Genomic DNA, 19,670 nt, shown 5'->3' on the forward strand with positions numbered 1-19,670 from the left:
ACGTCCGCCAGACGGCGGGCGCAACCGACACGACACAACGAACGGAAGGAACGGCATGACGGAGACCTTGCTCACCAGGAGCGGCACGGCGCAGGACGCGCAGTGGTGGCGGCAGGCGGCGGTGTACCAGGTGTACCCGCGGAGCTTCGCGGACGCGGACGGGGACGGGATCGGCGACCTGAAGGGGATCATCGCGCGCATCCCCTACCTCCGCGAGCTCGGGATCGACGCGGTGTGGCTGAGCCCTTCTACCCGTCGGCGCTGGCCGACGGCGGGTACGACGTGGCGGACTACCGCGACGTCGATCCGCGGATCGGGACCCTCGCCGAGTTCGACGAGATGACGCGGCGGCTGCACGAGTCGGGCATCCGCGTGATCGTCGACATCGTGCCGAATCACTCCTCCGATCTGCACCCCTGGTTCCAGGAGGCGCTCGCGGCACCGAAGGGCTCGCCCGAGCGCGAGCGCTACGTCTTCCGCGACGGCCGCGGCACCGACGGCTCCCTCCCGCCCAGCGACTGGGAGTCGGTGTTCGGCGGGTCGGCCTGGGAGCCGGTGGGCGACGGCCAGTGGTACCTGCACCTCTTCGCGAAGGAGCAGCCCGACTGGAACTGGGCGAACCGCGAGATCCGCGACGACTTCCTCGACACCCTCCGCTTCTGGTCCGACCGCGGGGTCGACGGCTTCCGGATCGACGTGGCGCACTCGCTCGTGAAGGACCTCAGCGAGCCGCTCCCCGCGGCCGCCGAGATCCAGGAGCAGCGCCTCGACGGCTCGCACCCGTTCTGGGACCGCGACGAGGTCCACGAGGTCTACGCCGAGTGGCGCGCGCTGTTCGACTCCTACGACCCGCCGCGCACCGCCGTCGCCGAGGCCTGGGTCGACGCGTCGCGCCGCGCCCGGTACGCGAGCCCGGAGGGCCTGGGCCAGGCGTTCAACTTCGACCTGCTGGAGGCCGACTTCGATGCGGAGGAGTTCCGCCGGCTGATCTCGTTCAACCTCGCGCTCGCCGCCGAGTCGGGCTCCTCGACGACCTGGGTGCTCTCGAACCACGACGTGGTGCGTCACGCGACGCGCTACGGGCTGCCGGCCCGCGGGGACGCTCCGACCGCCCCGCGAAGCAGTGGCTGCTCAGCGGGGAGTGGAGCCCCAGCTGGACGCCGAGCGGGGTCTGCGCCGAGCCCGCGCCGCGACGCTCCTGCTGCTCGCGCTGCCCGGGTCCGCCTACCTCTACCAGGGCGAGGAACTGGGTCTGCACGAGGTGCCCGCGATCCCGGATGCGAGCGCCAGGACCCCACGTTCTTCCGCAGCGGCGGCACCGACGTCGGCCGCGACGGCTGCCGCGTGCCCCTGCCCTGGGCGGAGACGGGCGAGTCGCTGGGCTTCGGTTCCGGCGGCGCGCACCTGCCGCAGCCGGAGTGGTTCGCGGACTCCTCCGTCCAGGCGCAGGAGCGCGATGAGGAGTCGACGCTCGCGCTCTACCGCCGGGCGCTCGCGCTGCGGCACGAGCTGCAGTCCGGCGAGCAGCTCGAGTGGCTCGACTCCGGAGCCGATGTGCTGCACTTCGCACGCCCGAACGGCTGGCGCTCGGCGACGAACCTGGGCGCGGTCCCGGTCGACCTCCCCGCCGGAGAGGTGCTGCTGGCGAGCGGACCTCTGACGGACGGCGTCCTGCCTCCTGAGACCACGGTCTGGCTGCGCTGAACCGCTGAACGACAGAGCGCCCCCGCGCCGATCCGAGGATCGAGGTGCGGGGCGCTCCGGCGTGTCAGGGGGTCAGTGCGTCGACGGGTCCTGCTCGACCTCGGAGCGGTCGCCCGACCACAGCGTGTGGAAGGTGCCCTGCTTGTCGACGCGCTGGTAGGTGTGCGCGCCGAAGAAGTCGCGCTGGCCCTGGACGAGGGCGGCGGGGAGGCGCTTCGAGGCGAGCGAGTCGTAGTAGGACAGCGCGGCGCCGAAGCCGGGGATCGGCACGCCCGAGAGCGCGGCGGTCGAGACGATGCGGCGCCAGGCGGCCTCGCCGTTCGCGACGGCCTCGGCGAAGTACGGGTCCTCGAGGAGCGTCGTGATGCCCGCGTTCTCGGCGTAGGCGTCGACGATGCGGTTGAGGAACTGCGCGCGGATGATGCAGCCGCGCGCCAGATCTTCGCGACGGCGCCCTTGTCGATCTCCCAGCCGTACTTCTCGGCACCGGCGATGATCGCGTCGAAGCCCTGCGAGTAGGCGACGACCTTCGAGGCGTAGAGGGCGGCGCGGACGTCGTCCTCGAAGCCGTCGTAGAGCGCGACCGGGGTCGGACGCGACGTGACGCGGTTCTGCACCGCGGCGCGCTGCTCCGGCTTCGACGAGACCGCGCGGGCGAAGACGGCCTCGGCGATGCCGCCGACGGGCACGCCCAGGTCCAGCGCGTTCTGCACGGTCCAGACGCCGGTGCCCTTGGAGCCGGCCTGGTCGAGGACGACGTCGATGAACGGCGAGCCGGTCTCGGCGTCGACCTGGCGGAGCACCTCGGCGGTGATCTCGATCAGGTACGACTCGAGGTCGCCCTTGTTCCACGCGTCGAAGACCTCGGCGATGGCGGCGGGCTCGTGGCCGCCGACCGTGCGGAGGAGGTCGTAGGCCTCGGCGATGAGCTGCATGTCGGCGTACTCGATGCCGTTGTGGATCATCTTGACGAAGTGGCCGGCGCCGTCGGTGCCGATGTGGGTGACGCAGGGCTCGCCCTCGGCGACCGCCGCGATCGAGGAGAGGATCGGTCCGAGCGTCTTGTACGACTCGACCGAGCCGCCGGGCATGATCGACGGGCCCTTGAGCGCGCCCTCCTCGCCGCCCGAGATGCCGGTGCCGACGAAGTGGATGCCGGTCTCGCGGACCGCCTTCGCGGCGGATGGTGTCGGTGAAGAGCGCGTTGCCGCCGTCGACGATGATGTCGCCGGGCTCGAAGACCTTCGTCAGCTGGTCGATGACGGCGTCGGTGCCGCGGCCGGCCTGGACCATGATGATCGCGGTCCGCGGAGTGGCGAGCGAGGCGGCGAAGTCCTCGATCGTCTCCGAGGCGACGAAGCCGGCCTCGGGGTGCTCGGTGATCAGCGTCTCGGTGCGACCGTAGGAGCGGTTGAAGACGGCCACGGTGTTGCCCTCGCGGCTGGCGAGGTTGCGGGCCAGGTTCGAGCCCATCACCGCCAGACCGACGACTCCGATGTTGGCTGTGGCGGTGGGCTTGTCAGACACGGTTCTCCTCGACGTACGCGTTCAGGGACGCGCCCAGGGTACCGAAGCACCCCTCCGGGAGCCCGGGTCCGCGACTGCACATCGGTCGCGGCCCGGATTCACGGCCGTGCGCGGCCGCTCAGACGGTGTGGTCGGTCGGCACGCGCTCCGCGGGGATCGGCGGCGGCGGCGGGGTGCCGTCGCCGAACGGGCGGCCGCCCAGCTCGTCGCGGTGCGAGGGGACGCGCCAGCCCGACAGATCGGGCCCTTCGGGACCACTCCGGTCGGATTGATGTCGCGCTGCACCTCGTAGTAGTGCGACTTGATGTGGGTGAAGTCGATGGTGTCCCCGAAGCCCGGAGTCGCGAACAGATCGCGCGCGTAGGCCCAGAGCGCGGGCATCGCCGAGAGCAGGTTCCGGTTCGCCTTGAAGTGGCTGTAGTAGACGGCGTCGAAGCGGGCCAGCGTCGTGAACAGGCGCACATCCGCCTCGGTGATGGTGTCGCCGACCAGGTAGCGCTGCGTGGCGAGGCGCTCCTCGAGCCAGTCGAGGCGAGCCCAGAGCGCGTCGTAGGCGCGCTCGTACGACTTCTGCGACCCCGCGAACCCGCACTTGTAGACGCCGTTGTTGACGTCCTGGAAGACCAGCTCGGCCACCTCGTCGATCTCGTCGCGGAGGTGGTCCGGGTAGAGCTCCGGCGCTCCGTCGCGGTGGAACGCGGTCCACTCGGTCGAGAAGTCGAGGGTCATCCGCGGGTAGTCGTTGGTGACGACCTCGCCGGAGGGGATGTCGACGATCGCCGGCACGGTGATGCCGCGCGGGTAGTCGGGGAAGCGCTTCAGGAACGCGTCCTGCAGGCGCGGGATGCCCAGCACCGGATCGACGCCGCCGGGATCGATGTCGAACGTCCAGCTGCGCTTGTCGTGGGTCGGACCGCAGATGCCCATCGAGAGGGCGTCCTCGAGTCCGAGCAGGCGCCGGACGATCACGGCGCGGTTCGCCCACGGGCAGGCCCGCGAGACCACGAGCCGGTAGCGGCCCGCCTCGACGGGGAAGCCGTCGCTGCCGTCGGCGGTGATCCGAGTGGGGATGTAGTTCGTGTCGCGGTGGAACCCGTTCTTCTCCACGTAGGAGCCGAAGTCGTCGTCAGTCATGGCCCGAACGCTAACGAGTGCTCCTGACCGCCTCCCGTGCTCCTGACCGCTTCTTGGCAGGGCTCCGCGGGTGGCGGAGGAGGGGATCGGCCGGTAGGGTGGGCAGCTGAACTTCGGCGAGGGATGCACCACGCATCCGTGATCGACGCGGTGGAAGCAGGCGAGGCCCCGAGAGGGGCGCCGCGGACTTTTCCTCACGCTGACATGCGTTCGAGTCGAAACCCCGTCCGTGGCCTCGGCCACGACCCCGATCCGGTGGCGTGCGCGCCGCCCAAGGAGAACATCATGGCTGAACTCACCAACAAGGTCGTCGCGGAGCTCCGCACCTCGTTCGGCAAGGGAGCGGCGCGCAAGATCCGCGCCCAGGACAAGATCCCCGCGGTCCTCTACGGCCACGGCACCGAGCCCCAGCACGTCACGCTGCCGGGCCACCAGGTCCTGCTGCTGACCCGCAAGGCGAACGCGATCCTCGAGCTCGACATCGACGGCACCCCCCAGACCACCCTGGTCAAGGACATCCAGCGCGACCCGGTGCGCCAGATCATCGAGCACATCGACCTCGTGGTCATCAAGCTCGGCGAGAAGGTCTCGGTCGACATCCCCGTGCACGTCGAGGGCGAGGCCGCTCCCGGCACCCTCGTGTCGATCGACGCCAACACGCTCTCGCTCGAGGTCGACGCGACCAAGATCCCGCAGAACATCGTCATCTCGGTCGAGGGCCTCGAGGCCGGCACCCAGATCGCCGCCGGCGACGTCGTGCTGCCCGACGGCGCGACCCTCGTCACCGAGGCCGACGTGCTGGTCGTCAACGTCACCGCCGAGGTCGAGCAGGACCTGGGCGACGAGGACGAGACGCCGGCGTCGGGCGACGTCGTCGCCGAGACCGCCGAGTAGTCTCCCCACCCGCACCACCGGACGGGCCCGCCGCGAGAGCGAGCGGGCCCGTTCCGCATCCGGGGCACACCCGGGCTTCCCCGCATCGGCACGAGAAGAGGACCACCATGGGCGACACCTGGCTCGTCGTCGGGCTCGGCAACCCGGGCGCGCAGTACGCGCGGAACCGCCACAACGTGGGCCAGATGGTGCTCGACGAGCTCGCCTCCCGGATCAGCGGCTCCTTCCGCCGGCACACGCGGGCGAACGCGACGGTGGCCGAGGGGTTCCTCCGCCCCGGCGGGCCGAAGCTCGTCCTCGGCAAGCCGAACAGCTTCATGAACCTCTCGGGCGGCCCCACCTCGCAGCTGCTCGACTTCTACTCGCTGGCTCCCGGGCGCCTGATCGTGGTGCACGACGAGCTCGACATCCCCTTCGACACCCTGCGCTTGAAGCAGGGCGGCGGTCACGGGGGCCACAACGGGATCCGCGACATCCTCGCCGCGACCGACGGCGCCGAGTTCCTCCGGGTGCGGGTCGGCATCGGACGCCCGCCCGGACGCCAGCCCGCGGCCGACTTCGTCCTGAAGGACTTCGCCGGCCCCGAGCGCGAGACGCTGCCGATCCTGATCCAGGACGCGGCCGACGCCGTCGAGCTGATCGCCGACTCCGGCCTCGCCGCCGCCCAGCTCAAGTTCCACACGAGCGCCTGAGCCTGCCTCACCGAGGGAACCCCGGACCGTCGGGGGAACCCGGAGCAACGGGCTCCTCGACCGTCCGGGGTTCCCTCACGGACGGACCGGCCGCCGCCGAGCACGGCTCCGTGTCGGGGGTCCGCAGTAAACTCGGACAGTGCCCCTCAACGAGATCATCTCGGCGCTTTCGCGCGCCTCCACGTTCGACGACGCACTGGCGTACGCGGTGCGCGATGCCGACTTCTCCCTGACCGACGGACTCCGCGTGCCCCTGCTCGCGGGCCTGCTCGAGCGTCGTGCCGAGGCGGGCCGCCCTCAGGCCGCCCTCGTCGTCACCGCCACCGGCCGCGACTCCGAGAACGTCCGCGCCTCGCTCAGCTGCATGCTGCCCGGCGCCGACGTCGTCGAGTTCCCCGCATGGGAGACGCTGCCGCACGAGCGGCTGAGCCCGAGCGCCGAGATCGTGGGGCGCCGCCTCGACGCCCTGCGCCGCATGAAGACGTGGAGCGCCGAGAAGCCGCTGGTCGTCGTCGCGTCCGTGCGCGCCGCCCTTCAGCCCGTCGCCGACAACCTCGCCGACATCGCGCCGATCCGCCTCGAGAAGGGCGGGCGCGGCTACGACCTCGGCCGCATCGCCGCCGAGCTGGTCGACCTCGCCTACGCGCGCGTGGACATGGTCACCCGCCGCGGCGAGTTCGCGGTCCGCGGCGGCATCCTCGACGTCTTCCCCGCCGTCGCCGAGCACCCCAGCCGCGTCGACTTCTTCGGCGACGAAGTGGACTCGATCCGCGCGTTCTCGGTCGCCGACCAGCGCTCGCTCCCCGGAGAGTCCGACTCGGTCGTCATGCCGCCCAGCCGCGAGCTGCTGCTGGTCCCGGCCGTCCGCCAGCGTGCCCGCGAGATGCTGCACGAGTTCCCGAGCCTGTCGGGGATGCTCGCGAAGATCGCCGAGGGCATCCCGGTCGAGGGCATGGAGTCGCTGGCGCCGGCGCTGCTCGAGCGCCTCGTGCCGATCTCGCACTACCTCCCCGCGGGAGCGGCGGTCGCCGTCCTCGCCCCCGAGCGGGTCGCCACCCGCGCGATCAGCCTCGCCGAGACCAACCGCGAGTTCCTGCAGGCCGCGTGGAGCGCCGCCACGGCCGGGGCGGAGGCGCCGATCGACCTCGCGTCGGGCGAGTTCATCTCCCTCGGCGCGTTGCGCGACTCCGTGAAGTTCAGCGCCCCCGGTGCCGCCGCTCCCGACCACCCGTGGTGGACCATGAGCACCTTCCGCCAGGGCCCGGCCGCGGGCGAGGCGGAGGTGCTCCCCGAGGACCTCGGGATCGACGAGATCCTCGCCGTGCGCGTCGAGGGCGAGCCCGTCCCCGGCTTCGGGGCGAACGTCGAGGGCGCGCTCGCGCACGTCCGCTCGCGCCTCGCCGACGGCTGGACCGTCGTCCTCACCGCGCCCGGCACCGGCACCGTCGAGCGCACCGATCAGGTCCTCGCCGAGCACGAGCTCGCCGCGCGGATCGTGCCCGACCTGCCCGAGAGCGTCGAGCCCGGCCTCGCCTACGTGCTGCAGGCGTCCGTCGACCACGGCTTCGAGGTGCCGGAGGCGAAGCTCGCGCTGCTCACGGACACCGAGTTCTACGGGCGCACCGTCGGCTACGACTCCCGCGCCGTGAAGAAGCTCGCGTCGCGCCGCAAGAACGTCGTCGATCCGCTGCAGCTCACTCCGGGCGATCACGTCGTGCACGCCACGCACGGCATCGGCCGGTTCGTCGAGCTCTCGCAGCGCGAGGTCTCCAGCGGCGGGCGCAACGCGGTGAAGACCAAGCGCGAGTACCTCGTGCTCGAGTACGCGCCCAGCAAGCGCGGCTTCCCGGGCGACAAGCTCCTGGTGCCCACCGACCAGCTCGACCTCCTCTCGCGCTACGTCGGAGGAGAGGCGCCTGCGCTGAGCAAGATGGGCGGCAGCGACTGGGCGCAGGCCAAGAGCAAGGCGCGCCGAGCGGTCCGCGACATCGCGGTGGAGCTCGTGAAGCTCTACTCCGCCCGCATGGCGTCGCCCGGGCACGCCTTCCCGCCGGACACCCCCTGGCAGCGCGAGCTCGAGGAGGCGTTCCCCTTCGCCGAGACGCCCGATCAGCTGACCGTCATCGACGAGGTGAAGGCCGACATGGAGCGGCCGATCCCGATGGACCGCCTGCTCTCGGGCGACGTCGGCTTCGGCAAGACCGAGGTCGCCGTGCGCGCCGCGTTCAAGGCGATCCAGGACGGCAAGCAGGTCGCGATGCTCGTCCCGACGACGCTGCTCGTGCGCCAGCACCTCGAGACCTTCCAGGAGCGCTTCGCCGGGTTCCCCGTGCACCTGCGCGCCCTGAGCCGCTTCCAGAGCGCGAAGGAGTCGAAGGAGACGATCGACGGCCTCGCCGACGGCACGGTCGACATGGTCATCGCGACCCACCGGCTCCTCTCGGACAACATCGCCTTCAAGGACCTCGGCCTCCTCGTGATCGACGAGGAGCAGCGCTTCGGCGTCGAGCACAAGGAGAAGCTGAAGGCGCTGAAGAAGAACGTCGACATCCTCTCGATGAGCGCGACCCCCATCCCGCGCACGCTCGAGATGGCGGTCACCGGCATCCGCGAGATGTCGACCCTGGCGACCCCGCCCGAGGAGCGGCACCCCATCCTCACCTTCGTCGGGCCGTACTCCGAGAAGCAGGTCGGCGCCGCGATCCGTCGCGAGCTGCTGCGCGAGGGCCAGGTGTTCTTCGTGCACAACCGCGTCTCCACGATCAACCGCGTCGCCTCGCAGCTCGCCGAGCTGGTGCCGGAGGCGCGGATCGCCGTCGCCCACGGCAAGCTGAGCGAGGCGCAGCTCGAGCGCATCATCGTCGACTTCTGGGAGCGCAAGTTCGACGTCCTCGTCTCGACGACCATCGTCGAGACCGGCCTCGACATCCCCAATGCCAACACCCTCATCGTCGACCGCGCCGACAAGTACGGGCTCTCGCAGCTCCACCAGCTGCGCGGACGCGTGGGCCGCGGACGCGAGCGCGCCTACGCCTACCTGCTCTACGACGAGACCACGCCGCTCAGCGAGACGGCGCACGACCGGCTGCAGACGCTCGCGGCCAACACCGACCTCGGCGGCGGCATGCAGATCGCGCTGAAGGACCTCGAGATCCGCGGGGCCGGCAACCTGCTCGGCGGCGAGCAGTCCGGTCACATCCAGGGCGTCGGCTTCGACCTCTACCTGCGGATGATCGGCGAGGCCGTCGACACGTTCCGCGGAGACGTCGCCGAGGGCCAGACCGAGCTGCGGCTCGAGCTGCCCGTCGACGCCCGCATCCCGGAGGAGTACGTCGACAGCGAGCGGCTGCGCCTGGAGGCGTACCAGAAGCTGTCGGCCGCGTCCTCGCCCACCGCGAAGCAGGGCAGCGTCGAGCTGGTCGTCGAGGAGCTCACCGACCGCTACGGCGAACTGCCCGAGGCGGTCGAGAACCTCATCCTGGTCTCGCGGCTGCGGATGCGCGCTCAGAAGGCCGGGCTCAGCGACGTCGTCGCCATGGGCTCGAACGTCCGCGTCGCGCCGGCGCACCTCGCCGACTCGATCCAGGTCCGGCTGCGTCGCATGTACCCGAGCGCCAAGTACCTCCAGCAGGCGAACGCGGTCGTCGTCCCGATGCCCGTCGTCGACGGCGTGCCGCTGAACGATCGCGCCCTCATCGACTGGGTCGCGAACCTGCTCGAGGCGCTCTTCCCCGAGCCGGTCGCGGTCGCGAGCTGACCGTCCGCCACCCGACCCAGAACGAAGGATCACCGTGACCGCACCCGACCAGCACTCCGTCCCGCCCCGCGTCCCCGCGCCCGACGAGTCCAGCATCCCCGAGCTCGAGGACGACGAGACCGTCGCCCCGCGCCCCGAGGAGGAGGCGGCCGACGTCGCCCGTGCCGAGCCCGACGTCGCAGACCACTCCTAGCCCGGCGAGCCTCCGCGAGATGCCACTCCGGCACGATGGCATGTCGCGTGCCGGAGTGGCCTCTCGCGGCGGTCGTCAGTGCCCGAAGTGCGCCCGGACCTCGGCCTTCCAGCGGTCGCGGTCCTCGGCCGAGATGAACGCGGCGTCGAACGAGTTCAGCGCGAGCTGCTCGAGCTGCGCGTCGTCCATGCCGAGCTCCTCGACGAGCGCCCGGTAGTTCGCATCGACGTAGCCGCCGAAGTAGGGCGGGTCGTCGCTCGAGACCGTCGCGACGAGGCCCTGCCGGAGCATCTCGGGCAGCGGGTGGTCCTTCATCGTGTCGACCGCCCGCAGAGCGACGTTCGACAGGGGGCAGACGGTCACCGGCACCTTCTGCACTCGGAGCATCGCCACGACCGCCGGGTCCTCCATCGCGCGGATGCCGTGGTCGATCCGCTCCACCTTCAGCAGCTCGAGTGTCGCCGCCACCGTCTCCGGGCCGCCCTCCTCGCCGGCGTGCGCGACGAGCCGCAACCCCTCGGCCGCCGCGCGTGCGTAGACGTCGACGAAGAGCTCCGGTCCGAAGCCGACCTCGTTCGAGTCGAGCCCGACCCCGATGATGTGCTCGCGGTAGGGGAGGATCGCCGTCAGCATCTCGTCGGCCGCCTCCGCGCCGAGGTCGCGCAGGAAGCACATGATCAGGTCCGTCGAGATGCCGTGCGTCTCGACGCTGGGCCCGAGAGCCCGCGTGAGACCGGCCATGACGGTCTCGAGCGCGACCCCGTTGCCGAGGTGCGTCTGCGGGTCGAAGAAGATCTCGGCGCGGCGCACGTTGGCGAGCTTCGCGCGGTCGAGGTAGCCGGTGGCGAGCTCGAAGAAGTCGCGCTCGGTCTTCAGCACCGTGAGATTCGAGTAGTGCAGGTCGAGGAACGAGCCGAGGTCGGTGAACGCGTACCGGGCGCGCAGGGCGTCGATGTCCTCGGTCGGCAGGGCGACTCCGTTGCGGCGCGCCATCTCGACGATGTGCTCGGGCTCGATCGTGCCCTCGATGTGGATGTGCAGCTCGGCGCTCGGCGGGGCGCCTCGGTCGAGGGGAGTGGTGTCGGGCACGGTGATCCTGTTCCGGGTCGCCGGGTGCGCCCCGCGGCGACGATAGCCGCGTCGTGTTACGGCCCGATGACCGACGGATGTGGACTCCGCTGACCGGCGGATGCGGAGGCCGCGGGGCGCCGACAGGATGAAGGCATGCCGCTGCTCGCCCGTCGTCGCCGCTCCGCCCCTCGGCAGCCGGCGTTCCGCTCGTCCGGCTCCGCGACGTCGCCGTGCGGACGGCCGAGGCCGAGCTGCTGGCGCCGCTCTCGCTGGAGGTCGAGGCGGGGGCGGTCGTCGCGGTCACCGGTCCCAACGGCAGCGGCAAGACCACCCTGCTCCGCGTGATCGCCGGGCTCACCCCTCCTACCGCCGGCACCGTCGAGGTCGCGGGCGCTCCGGTGGACGAGCGCTCCCGTGAGCACCGCCGCCGCGTCGCAGCCCTCCTCGGCACACCGCCTGTCGAGCGGGACCTCACCCTCGAGGAGCACCTGGCGATGGTCGCTCTTTCGTGGGGCGCATCGCTGGACGACGCCCGCGCCGAAGCGTCCCGGGGCCTCGACGCCCTCGGACTCTCTCCGCTCGCCCTCCGCTTCCCCCACGAGCTCTCCTCGGGTCAGACCCAGCTCTTCTCGCTCGCCCTCGTCCTCGCGCGCCCGAGCGAGGTGCTGCTGCTCGACGAGCCGGAGCAGCGGCTCGACGTCGACCGCGTGCCGCTCGCCGTGGAGGTGCTCCGCGAGGCCGCGCGCGGGCGTGCTGTGCTCCTCGCGACGCACAGCTCGGTCATGACCGAGGGGCTGGCGACGCGGGTGATCGAGCTGGGCGCCCGATGAGCGCGTCCCGGATCCGCGCCGTCCGCGCGCTGCACCGCTCCCGCTCAGCAGCGGATCACGGCGGCGGCGCCTACGCCGGCTACCTCGCAGCTCTGACCCTCCTCGTCGTGGTGCTGCCGGTGCTGCGGGCCCTCGTGCTGCTGCTCGGCGACCCCGGACCGGCCCTCGCCTCCCTGGATCCGTCCCTGGTCGTCGGAGTCGCGGCGGCGCCTCCTGCCCGCCGCGGTCCTCCTGGGCCGGGTCCGCGGCCCCGCGGTGGGGAGCCGCACACCACGGCCGTGCTGCTCGCGACCGATCTGCCCCGACGCCTCGTCCTCCGCCGGCCCGTGGCCGTCTCGGGTGCCGTCGTCGTCCTGGCGGGCGTCGCCGCCGCGCTCCTCGGAGCGATCGCCTCCGACTCTCCCTGGCCGATCGCCGCGACGGCCGGAGCCGCGCTCGGCGTCCTCGCCTCTGTCGCCTGGCTCGCCGGGCAGTGCCTGCCGCCGCGGTCCTCCGCCGTGCTCGCCGCCGTCCTCGTCGTCGTGGCGGCGGCCGCGGGCGCACTGGCCGCCGGCGCGGTCACCGAGACCGGGCCGCTGCAGCTGCGGACCCTCGCCGCGCTGCTCGCCCTGGCCGCTCTCGCCCTGGCCGCCGTTCCTCCCCTGCTCGACACCGTCCGCGGCCCCGTCGTGGTGGCCCAGTCGCGCCAGTGGCGTGCGGCCCTGGGCAGGGGAGCGATCGGGGAGCTCGCCGACGCGCTCGAGGGCTACCGGCCGAGGCCCGCTCGCCTCCGCCGCGTCACCGCGGTGCGCCTCGCTCCGTTCGCCCTCGCGGTGCCGATCCGGGACGCCGTCGGATCCCTCCGCACTCCGGGGCGCTCCGCAGCGGGAGCCGCCGCCCTCGCGGGCGCCGGCGTCGCGCTGGCCGTCGCGACCGTCGTGCCCCCGTCGCTCCTGGCGGTCCCCGCGGTGATCGCCGGGCTCCTCGCCTACAGCGGAGCAGGGTGTGGAGCGACGGCTTCCGGCACGCCGCCGCGACGGCCGGACAGCCCGCGCTGCTCGCACCCGCTCCGTTCGATCTGCTCCTGCTGCACGGGATCCTGCCGCTGGTCCTCGCCACGGCGCTCGTCCTCGGCGGCGCGGTCCTCGTCACCGGACCCGCCGCCCCGGCGATCGCCGCGGCAGTGGTCGCAGTCGCCGCCCGAGCGATGGACGCCACGCGCGGGCCACTGCCCCCGTCGCTCCTGAACCCGGTCCCTCTGCCGATCGGCGACGGTGCGGAGTGATGGTGCTGCTCTGGAACCTGGCCGGCGTGCTCGTGGCGGGCGCCGCGGCCGTCGGAGTCGCAGCCGCGCCCGGTCTCGTCGCCGCGGTCCCGCTCGTGGTCGCCGCATGCCTGCTCGTGGCACGGCACCGCCTCGCCCGCGCGTGAGGGGCGGCAACGATCGCGGATGCGAGGATGGCCGGGTGACCGCGCATCCCCGGCTCGACGAGCTCATCCGCACCGTCCACGTCCTCCGCGCTCCGGGCGGCTGCCCGTGGGACGCCGAGCAGACCCACGAGTCGCTCGTGCGCTACCTCATCGAGGAGTCGCACGAGCTCGTCGACGCGATCGAGGCGGGCGACCGCGCCGATCTGATCGAGGAGCTCGGCGACGTGCTCTACCAGGTGCTCTTCCACGCCGATCTCGCCGCCGACGGCTCCGAGCCGTTCACCATCGAGGACGTCGCCGCGCACATGAACGCCAAGATGATCGGCCGCCACCCGCACGTCTTCGGCGACGCCACGGCCGAGACGGCCGACGACGTCATCGCGGTCTGGGACGAGCTGAAGAGGACCGAGAAGCCGCACCGCACGAGCGTCCTCGACGGCATACCCCAGGGCATGCCCGCGCTGGCCCTCGCCGACAAGGTGATCGGCAAGGCGACGACCCTCGGCATCGTCGACGCGGGGGAGGGGCCGCTGCCGATCGAGTCCGAGGACGACCTCGGGCCCTGCTGCTCGCGATCGTCGCCTCCGCTCGGGCGCAGGGCCTGGACGCCGAGCGCGCCCTCCGCACCGCGACCCGCGACCTGCAGGACGAGATCCGGGCCGTCGAGCGCGAGCGCGCCGCCGACTAGCCGCGGTCAGGCGACGCGGCGCCCCTTCGGCAGCCGTGCGGCCGGCGTCGCCGTGCGCCGGATCGCTCCGAGCACCAGTCCGACCGCGAGCACCAGTTGCAGAGCGAGGCCGACGAACCACGACGGCACCGTCTCGGCGAACGTCTCCGCGGGCCCGCGGTACTCCTGCTCCGACGTCCCGGTGCAGTCGATCTCGACCTCCAGCTCCGGCGGGATCTGCGCCTGGCGGACCCCGAGCGCGATGCTCCCGAACAGGTCCGAGGGCTGCCCGTAGTCATCGAGTCGCGGAGGCACCGCGTCGGCGAGGACGACGAACGGGTTGAGCGCCAGCAGCCCCCAGTAGTAGTCGTAGCGCGGAGCGACGCTGTCGTACCCCGAGCCGCACGCGGGATCGGGGTTCCCCTCGCCGTCGACGAAGACGGTCCGCGTCTCGGACGTCGTCACCGTCGTGAGGAGGCCGAACGCGATCAGCGATCCGACGCTCAGCGCCGCGACCACGAGGTAGGTGGTGACCACCGACATGAGCGGCCGATCGAGGATCCCGCTGAGCCCCCACTCCGATCGCCGCGACCACTCCGAGCTGCACGGCGAGCACGAGCACCGAGACGAGCGCCGAGACCGCCGAGACGCCCCCCACCAGCACCGCCACGAGCAGGAACGGCAGCGTGCTGACCAGGAACGCGAGGGCGACCAGCCAGGCGGAGGCGAGCTTGCCGAGCACGAGCTGCGGAGTGGTCAGGAGCGTCACCTGCATCGTCGCAAGCGCTCCCGCGTCGCGTTCTCCGTTGATCGCGGCGCCGGACAGCGCGGGCGTGACCAGGCTGCCCAGCAGCAGCACGAAGTAGACGAGGACGGAGTAGATCCAGCCGCCGACCTGGGCGCCGCTGCCCGACAGGACGCCGCTCGCGACGACGAGGAGCCCTGTGACGGCTCCCACGAGCAGGAAGAACAGTCCGAGCAGCACGAAGGACGAGACGCCGCGGACGCGCTGAGCGAGCTCGAGCCGGACGACGAGTCCCACACCCCGGAGGAACGGAAGGGCGCGGACGGGCTCGGGAAGGGTCGTCGTGGTCATCGTGCGGATTCCTCCGTCGTCGCCGTGCCCGTTCGCCGAAGGTCGGCGAAGGTGTGCTCGAGCTGTCCGACGGCCGGGGCGAAGCGGCTGACCGCGACCCCCGCGCCGACCAGTGCCGCGAGGAGTGCCGCGGCGGCCGCGTCATCGGCGACGGGCACGAGCACCGCGTCGCGATCCTCCTGGGCGACGGCGCCGGTCACCCGCGCGACGAGGCCGGCCAGCTCGCGCCCGCCGATCGACACCGCCTCGATGCGCCAGGTGCGGAGCGATCCGGCCGCGTGCGAGACCGCCTCCTGCGACGCCGTGGTGCCGGCGTCGAGAAACACGGCCGCGTCGGCCATCTCGTCGAGCTCGGCGAGCACATGGCTGGAGACGAGCACCGTCCGTCCCTCGCCCGCGAGCCGCAGGACGAGGTCGCGCAGGGCGATCCGCGCCCCGGGATCCAGGCCCGAGGCGGGCTCGTCGAGCACGAGGACGGCGGGGTCGTGCACGAGCGCCCGCGCGAGGCTCAGGCGCTGCTTCTGCCCGCGCGAGAGCACGCGGGTGGGCCGGTCGGCGAGCTCGACGAGGTCGACCAGGCCGAGCAGCTCGTCGGCGCGCGCCTCGGCGTCGGCGCGGGGCAGTCCGTAGAGCATGCCGGTGGTGCGCAGCGTCGCCCGCGAGGTCAGTGCCGCCCAGGAGCCGAGCACGTCGGGCATCCAGCCGAGCGACGCCCGCACGGCGGCCGGCTCGGCGACCGGGTCGTGCCCGGCCACGAGCAGTCGGCCCGCGTCGGGCCGGAGGAGCGTGGCGAGCAGGAGCATGAGCGTGGTCTTGCCCGCTCCGTTGGGGCCGACCAGCGCTGTCACCTCGCCGGGGCGCGCCTCGAACGTCGCGTCCCGCACGGCGTGCACGGACCCGAAGGAGCGCGAGACGCCCTCGGCGACGATGCCGCCGATCCCGGATCCGGAGCGGAAGCCGCGGGGCACCGCGTCGGGCACGTCGTCGTAGCGGGCGAACCCGTCCTGGTCGAACCCGTCCTGGTCGAAGTCGTGCTGGTCCGCGTGCATCCGGTCCCCGTCCGTCGCCGCCCGGGGTCCCCTCGACCGTCCGGGCGCGGCGAGCCTAGCCGACGCCCGTGTCGGACGGCTCGGCGGCGCCGGACGCGTGGTCGGGGGTCTGGGACAATCGAGCCCATGGCCTCCTCGATCACCCCGCCCCGCGGCATGCGCGACTTCCTCCCGGCCGACAAGGCGAAGCGCGAGCACGCGCTCGCCGTCATCCGCCGCGTCTACGCGTCGCACGGCTTCGACGAGATCGAGACCCCCGTCGTCGAGGACTTCGAGCGACTGCACTCGGGCCTCGGCGGCGACAACGAGAAGCTCGCCTTCAGCGTGCTGCGCCGCGGCCTCTCCCACGACGACCTCGCCGCGGCCGCCGAGTCCGACGACCCGTCGGCGCTCGCCGATCTGGGGCTCCGCTTCGACCTCACCGTCCCGCTCGCCCGTTTCTACGCCACGCACCGGGCCGAGCTCCCCACCGTCTTCCGCTCGGTGCAGATCGCTCCGGTCTGGCGCGCCGAGCGCCCGCAGAAGGGCCGCTACCGCCAGTTCGTGCAGTGCGACATCGACATCATCGGCGAGCCCGGCCAGTTGGCCGAGGTCGAGCTGATCACCGCGACCGCATCGGCGCGCTCGACACCCTGGGGCTGCGCGACTGCACGATCCGGATCAACGACCGACGGCTCCTGCTGGGCATCCTCGAGCACTGCGGATTCGCGCCCGAGCGCTTCGGGCCGGCCCTGATCTCGATCGACAAGCTCGACAAGATCGGCGCCGCGGGCGTCGTCGCCGAGCTCGAGGCCGACGGAGCGGACGCCGCGGCGGTCCTCGGCGGCTACCTCGCGCGCATCGAGGAGGCGGTCAGCGGCGGGGTGTGCCGATGGAGGAGTCCGCGATCCTCCAGATCCTGCCCGAGGGCGTCGACCCCGAGGCGGTGCTCGCGCTCGAGACCCTGGCCCGCGCGCTGCGCTCCCTGCCGGCCGGCGTCTCGCTCCGCTTCGACCCCACCCTCGTGCGCGGCATGGGCTACTACACCGGGACCATCTTCGAGATCGCGCACCCCTCCTCCGGCTCCTCGGTCGGCGGAGGAGGACGGTACGACGGCATGATCGGCCGGTTCCTCGGCCAGGACGTGCCCGCGTGCGGCTTCTCGATCGGCTTCGAGCGCATCGTCGAGCTGATCGACGTGCCCGTCGACGACCGCCCGGATGCGGTCGTGCTCGTGCACGAGCGCGACGCGGCACCCGAGACGCTGCTCGCGCTCAAGCAGGAGCTGATCGCGCGCGGCTCCCGGGTGCGGCTGGAGCGCCGCAGCAAGAACCTCACTCCGCTCCTGGACCGGGCCGCTGCGGCGGGCTTCACCCGCTTCGCCCTCGTTCCGCGCGACGGCGCGGACGTCGACTCCCTGACGTTCAAGCCGCTGGGCTGATCGAGCGGACTCGGGAGGGGCTCCACCCGATCCGCCGGACGGGTTCGCCTGAGTGGCGCATTCGTTGGCGGATCCGTGAGAGCCTTAATACCCGCGAAATCTGCGGACACACCCGAGAAATCTCCCGAGGATAGCGTCGAGGCACCCGATCGGCGCGACTTGGCGCGCCTGGACGGGCACCCGTCGCCACCCGCGCACCACAGCAGCAGCATCACCGCGGCCGCTCCCAGCAGCCCCGACGATCTCGACCCGAGGAGTCCCCCTTGACCCTGTCGCCCTTCCGCACCCCGGCCTTCGACCGCCGCAGCCTCCTCCGCATGGCGGGCGTGGCCGGCCTCGCCCTCGGGGGCGCCTCCGTCCTCGCCTCCTGCTCCTCCGACGCCTCCGGCTCGACCGGCGGCGGCGGCGAGGGCGGCGACCTCGGCACCCTGAAGGTCCAGCTCTCGTGGATCAAGAACGAGGAGTTCTCGGGCGAGTTCTTCGCCGACTCGAAGGGGTACTACACCGAGGCCGGCCTCTCGGGCGTCACCCTCACCGCGGGCCCGTCGACCGGCACCGCGGAACTGCTCTCGGGTTCCGCCGACGTCGCGCTCAGCGACGCCGTCTCGGTCGGCACCGTGATCGCCCAGCAGGAGGCTCCGCTGAAGATCATCGGCGCGACCTACCAGAAGAACCCCTTCACGGTCCTCTCGATCGCGACCGCGGGCAACATCGCCACCCCGGCCGACATGGCCGGCAAGAAGATCGGCGTCCAGGCGTCGAACACCTCGCTGTTCCAGGCGCTCCTCGCCGCGAACGGCCTCTCCGAGTCCGACCTCACCGTCGTGCCGGTCGAGTACGACCCCTCCGTCCTCATCAACGGCACCGTCGACGGCTTCATCGCCTACCTGACCAACGAGTCGATCACCGTCGCGAACGAGGGCTACGAGGTCGTCAACCTGCCCTTCGCCGACAACGGACTGCCGTTCGTCGCCGAGACCTTCACGGTCACCGAGCAGGCCATCGCCGAGAAGCGCGACGCGCTGAAGGCGTTCCTGGTCGCCGAGATCAAGGGCTGGACCGACGCCGTGCAGGACCCGGAGGCGGGCGCGATGCTCGCCGTCGAGGAGTACGGCAAGGACCTGGGTCTGGACGAGGCCTCCTCGAAGGAGGGCGCGACGATCCAGGCCGAGCAGCTCGTGGTCTCGGACGACACCGCGTCGAACGGCCTCTTCACGATCTCGGACGAGCTGCAGAGCGAGACCATCGCCTCGCTCGCCGGCGCCGGCATCGACATCGCCGCCGACGACCTCTTCGACATGAGCCTCCTCGCCGAGGTCTACGAGGAGAACCCCGAGCTCGTCGACTACGCCGCCTGATCCCGGCGCCGATCCACCTCCACGAAGGGCACCACCCGTGACCGACACGACCGACGCCGGCCTCCTGCGCGAGCAGGACGCCGGCGGCACCGGCATCCAGATCCACGGCCTGTCGAAGACGTTCCGGATGGGCTCCCGCAGCGTCACGGCGCTGCAGGACACGGATCTGCACACCGATCAGGGCAGCTTCCTCGCGCTGCTTGGCCCCTCGGGGTGCGGCAAGTCGACGATCCTCCGCATCCTCGCGGGGCTGGAGGAGCCCACGTCCGGCTCCATCCGGGTCGACGGCCGCACCCCGAAGGAGCTGCGCCGCGACAACAAGCTCGGCATCGCCTTCCAGGACCACGCGCTCCTGCCGTGGCGCAGCGTCATGTCGAACATCCGCCTCCCGTTCGAGATCGCGGGCAAGAAGGTCGACCAGTCCTACATCGACGAGCTCATCGACCTGGTGGGCCTGCGCGGCTTCGAGAAGGCCAAGCCCGCTCAGCTCTCGGGCGGCATGCGCCAGCGCGTCTCGATCGCGCGGTGCCTCATCCTCAAGCCCGAGGTGCTCCTGCTCGACGAGCCGTTCGGCGCGCTCGACGACATGACGCGGCAGAAGCTCAACCTCGAGCTGCTGCGCATCTGGACCGAGAAGCCCGCCACCACGCTGCTCGTCACGCACGGCATCTCGGAGGCGATCTTCCTGTCGGACCGCGTGGCCGTGATGAGCCCGCGCCCAGGCCGGGTCAAGGAGATCATCGACATCGACCTGCCCCGTCCGCGCACGCCCGAGATGCAGCGCACCCCCGAGTTCCACGCGTACGTCGACCAGGCCTCCGAGCTGCTGTTCGGCGACGGCGGCGCGGCCGCCGACGAGCACTAGGAC

At 72.2% G+C, this 19,670-nt stretch carries 13 protein-coding genes and 4 pseudogenes; 12 read left to right on the plus strand and 5 right to left on the minus strand.

Features of this window, described 5'->3' with window-relative positions; genetic code table 11:
• Positions 1–55 precede the first annotated feature (55 nt).
• Positions 56–1,704: pseudogene (locus AC0CII_RS23580) on the plus strand (glycoside hydrolase family 13 protein).
• A gap of 72 nt (positions 1,705–1,776) precedes the next feature.
• Here the strand turns inward: AC0CII_RS23580 and gndA are convergent.
• Positions 1,777–3,177: pseudogene (gene gndA, locus AC0CII_RS23585) on the minus strand (NADP-dependent phosphogluconate dehydrogenase).
• Between the two features lie 172 nt (positions 3,178–3,349).
• Positions 3,350–4,365, minus strand: a pseudogene (locus AC0CII_RS23590) (glutathione S-transferase family protein).
• Between the two features lie 285 nt (positions 4,366–4,650).
• On the opposite strand from AC0CII_RS23590, the gene AC0CII_RS23595 reads away from it, so the two are divergent.
• The 4 genes from AC0CII_RS23595 to AC0CII_RS23610 all read left to right on the plus strand — a co-directional run bounded on the left by AC0CII_RS23595 (position 4,651) and on the right by AC0CII_RS23610 (position 9,901).
• On the plus strand, positions 4,651–5,259 hold the full coding sequence (locus tag AC0CII_RS23595; protein WP_465226269.1) for a 50S ribosomal protein L25/general stress protein Ctc: 609 nt from the start codon (positions 4,651–4,653) through the stop codon (positions 5,257–5,259).
• 107 nt (positions 5,260–5,366) lie between these two features.
• Positions 5,367–5,951, plus strand: a complete 585-nt coding sequence (gene pth, locus AC0CII_RS23600; protein ID WP_465226268.1) for an aminoacyl-tRNA hydrolase — start codon at positions 5,367–5,369, stop codon at positions 5,949–5,951.
• Between the two features lie 139 nt (positions 5,952–6,090).
• Complete coding sequence (mfd, locus tag AC0CII_RS23605; protein WP_207403459.1) at positions 6,091–9,708, plus strand: transcription-repair coupling factor; 3,618 nt, start codon at positions 6,091–6,093, stop codon at positions 9,706–9,708.
• 34 nt (positions 9,709–9,742) lie between these two features.
• Complete coding sequence (locus tag AC0CII_RS23610; protein WP_465226267.1) at positions 9,743–9,901, plus strand: hypothetical protein; 159 nt, start codon at positions 9,743–9,745, stop codon at positions 9,899–9,901.
• Between the two features lie 75 nt (positions 9,902–9,976).
• Here the strand turns inward: AC0CII_RS23610 and AC0CII_RS23615 are convergent, their stop codons facing one another.
• The gene (locus tag AC0CII_RS23615) at positions 9,977–10,990 is read right to left on the minus strand and encodes an adenosine deaminase (protein WP_465226266.1); all 1,014 of its coding nucleotides are present in this window, start codon (positions 10,988–10,990) and stop codon (positions 9,977–9,979) included.
• 212 nt (positions 10,991–11,202) lie between these two features.
• Here AC0CII_RS23615 and AC0CII_RS23620 point away from each other — a divergent pair, with 212 nt between their 5' ends.
• Genes AC0CII_RS23620 through AC0CII_RS23635 form a run of 4 tightly spaced genes read left to right on the plus strand, consistent with a single transcriptional unit; the run spans position 11,203 to position 14,174 of the window.
• The gene (locus AC0CII_RS23620; protein ID WP_465230765.1) at positions 11,203–11,802 is read left to right on the plus strand and encodes an ABC transporter ATP-binding protein; all 600 of its coding nucleotides are present in this window, start codon (positions 11,203–11,205) and stop codon (positions 11,800–11,802) included.
• Positions 11,799–13,028, plus strand: coding sequence for a hypothetical protein (locus AC0CII_RS23625; RefSeq protein ID WP_465230766.1), 1,230 nt, complete (start codon positions 11,799–11,801; stop codon positions 13,026–13,028). Before AC0CII_RS23620 ends, AC0CII_RS23625 begins: the two co-directional genes overlap by 4 nt.
• Positions 13,029–13,062: 34 nt before the next feature.
• Positions 13,063–13,212, plus strand: a complete 150-nt coding sequence (locus AC0CII_RS23630; RefSeq protein ID WP_465230767.1) for a hypothetical protein — start codon at positions 13,063–13,065, stop codon at positions 13,210–13,212.
• A gap of 35 nt (positions 13,213–13,247) precedes the next feature.
• Positions 13,248–14,174, plus strand: a complete 927-nt coding sequence (locus AC0CII_RS23635; RefSeq protein ID WP_465230768.1) for a MazG family protein — start codon at positions 13,248–13,250, stop codon at positions 14,172–14,174.
• Here AC0CII_RS23635 and AC0CII_RS23640 read toward each other — a convergent pair whose 3' ends face one another.
• Both AC0CII_RS23640 and AC0CII_RS23645 read right to left on the minus strand, forming a co-directional pair.
• Positions 14,175–14,975, minus strand: coding sequence for an ABC transporter permease (locus AC0CII_RS23640; protein WP_465230769.1), 801 nt, complete (start codon positions 14,973–14,975; stop codon positions 14,175–14,177).
• Positions 14,972–16,024 (minus strand): ABC transporter ATP-binding protein, encoded by a 1,053-nt coding sequence (locus AC0CII_RS23645; protein ID WP_465226262.1) that lies wholly within the window; start codon positions 16,022–16,024, stop codon positions 14,972–14,974. Before AC0CII_RS23645 ends, AC0CII_RS23640 begins: the two co-directional genes overlap by 4 nt.
• Positions 16,025–16,150: 126 nt before the next feature.
• Here AC0CII_RS23645 and hisS point away from each other — a divergent pair.
• The 3 genes and pseudogenes from hisS (at position 16,151) to AC0CII_RS23660 (ending at position 19,667) form a co-directional block, all read left to right on the plus strand.
• Positions 16,151–17,444 (plus strand): annotated as a pseudogene (gene hisS / locus AC0CII_RS23650) (histidine--tRNA ligase).
• A gap of 263 nt (positions 17,445–17,707) precedes the next feature.
• Positions 17,708–18,802, plus strand: coding sequence for an ABC transporter substrate-binding protein (locus AC0CII_RS23655; protein ID WP_465226260.1), 1,095 nt, complete (start codon positions 17,708–17,710; stop codon positions 18,800–18,802).
• Positions 18,803–18,929: 127 nt separating this feature from the next.
• Complete coding sequence (locus tag AC0CII_RS23660; RefSeq protein WP_465228062.1) at positions 18,930–19,667, plus strand: ABC transporter ATP-binding protein; 738 nt, start codon at positions 18,930–18,932, stop codon at positions 19,665–19,667.
• Positions 19,668–19,670 lie beyond the last annotated feature (3 nt).

The organism is Rathayibacter sp. AC182 (assembly GCF_979253875.1).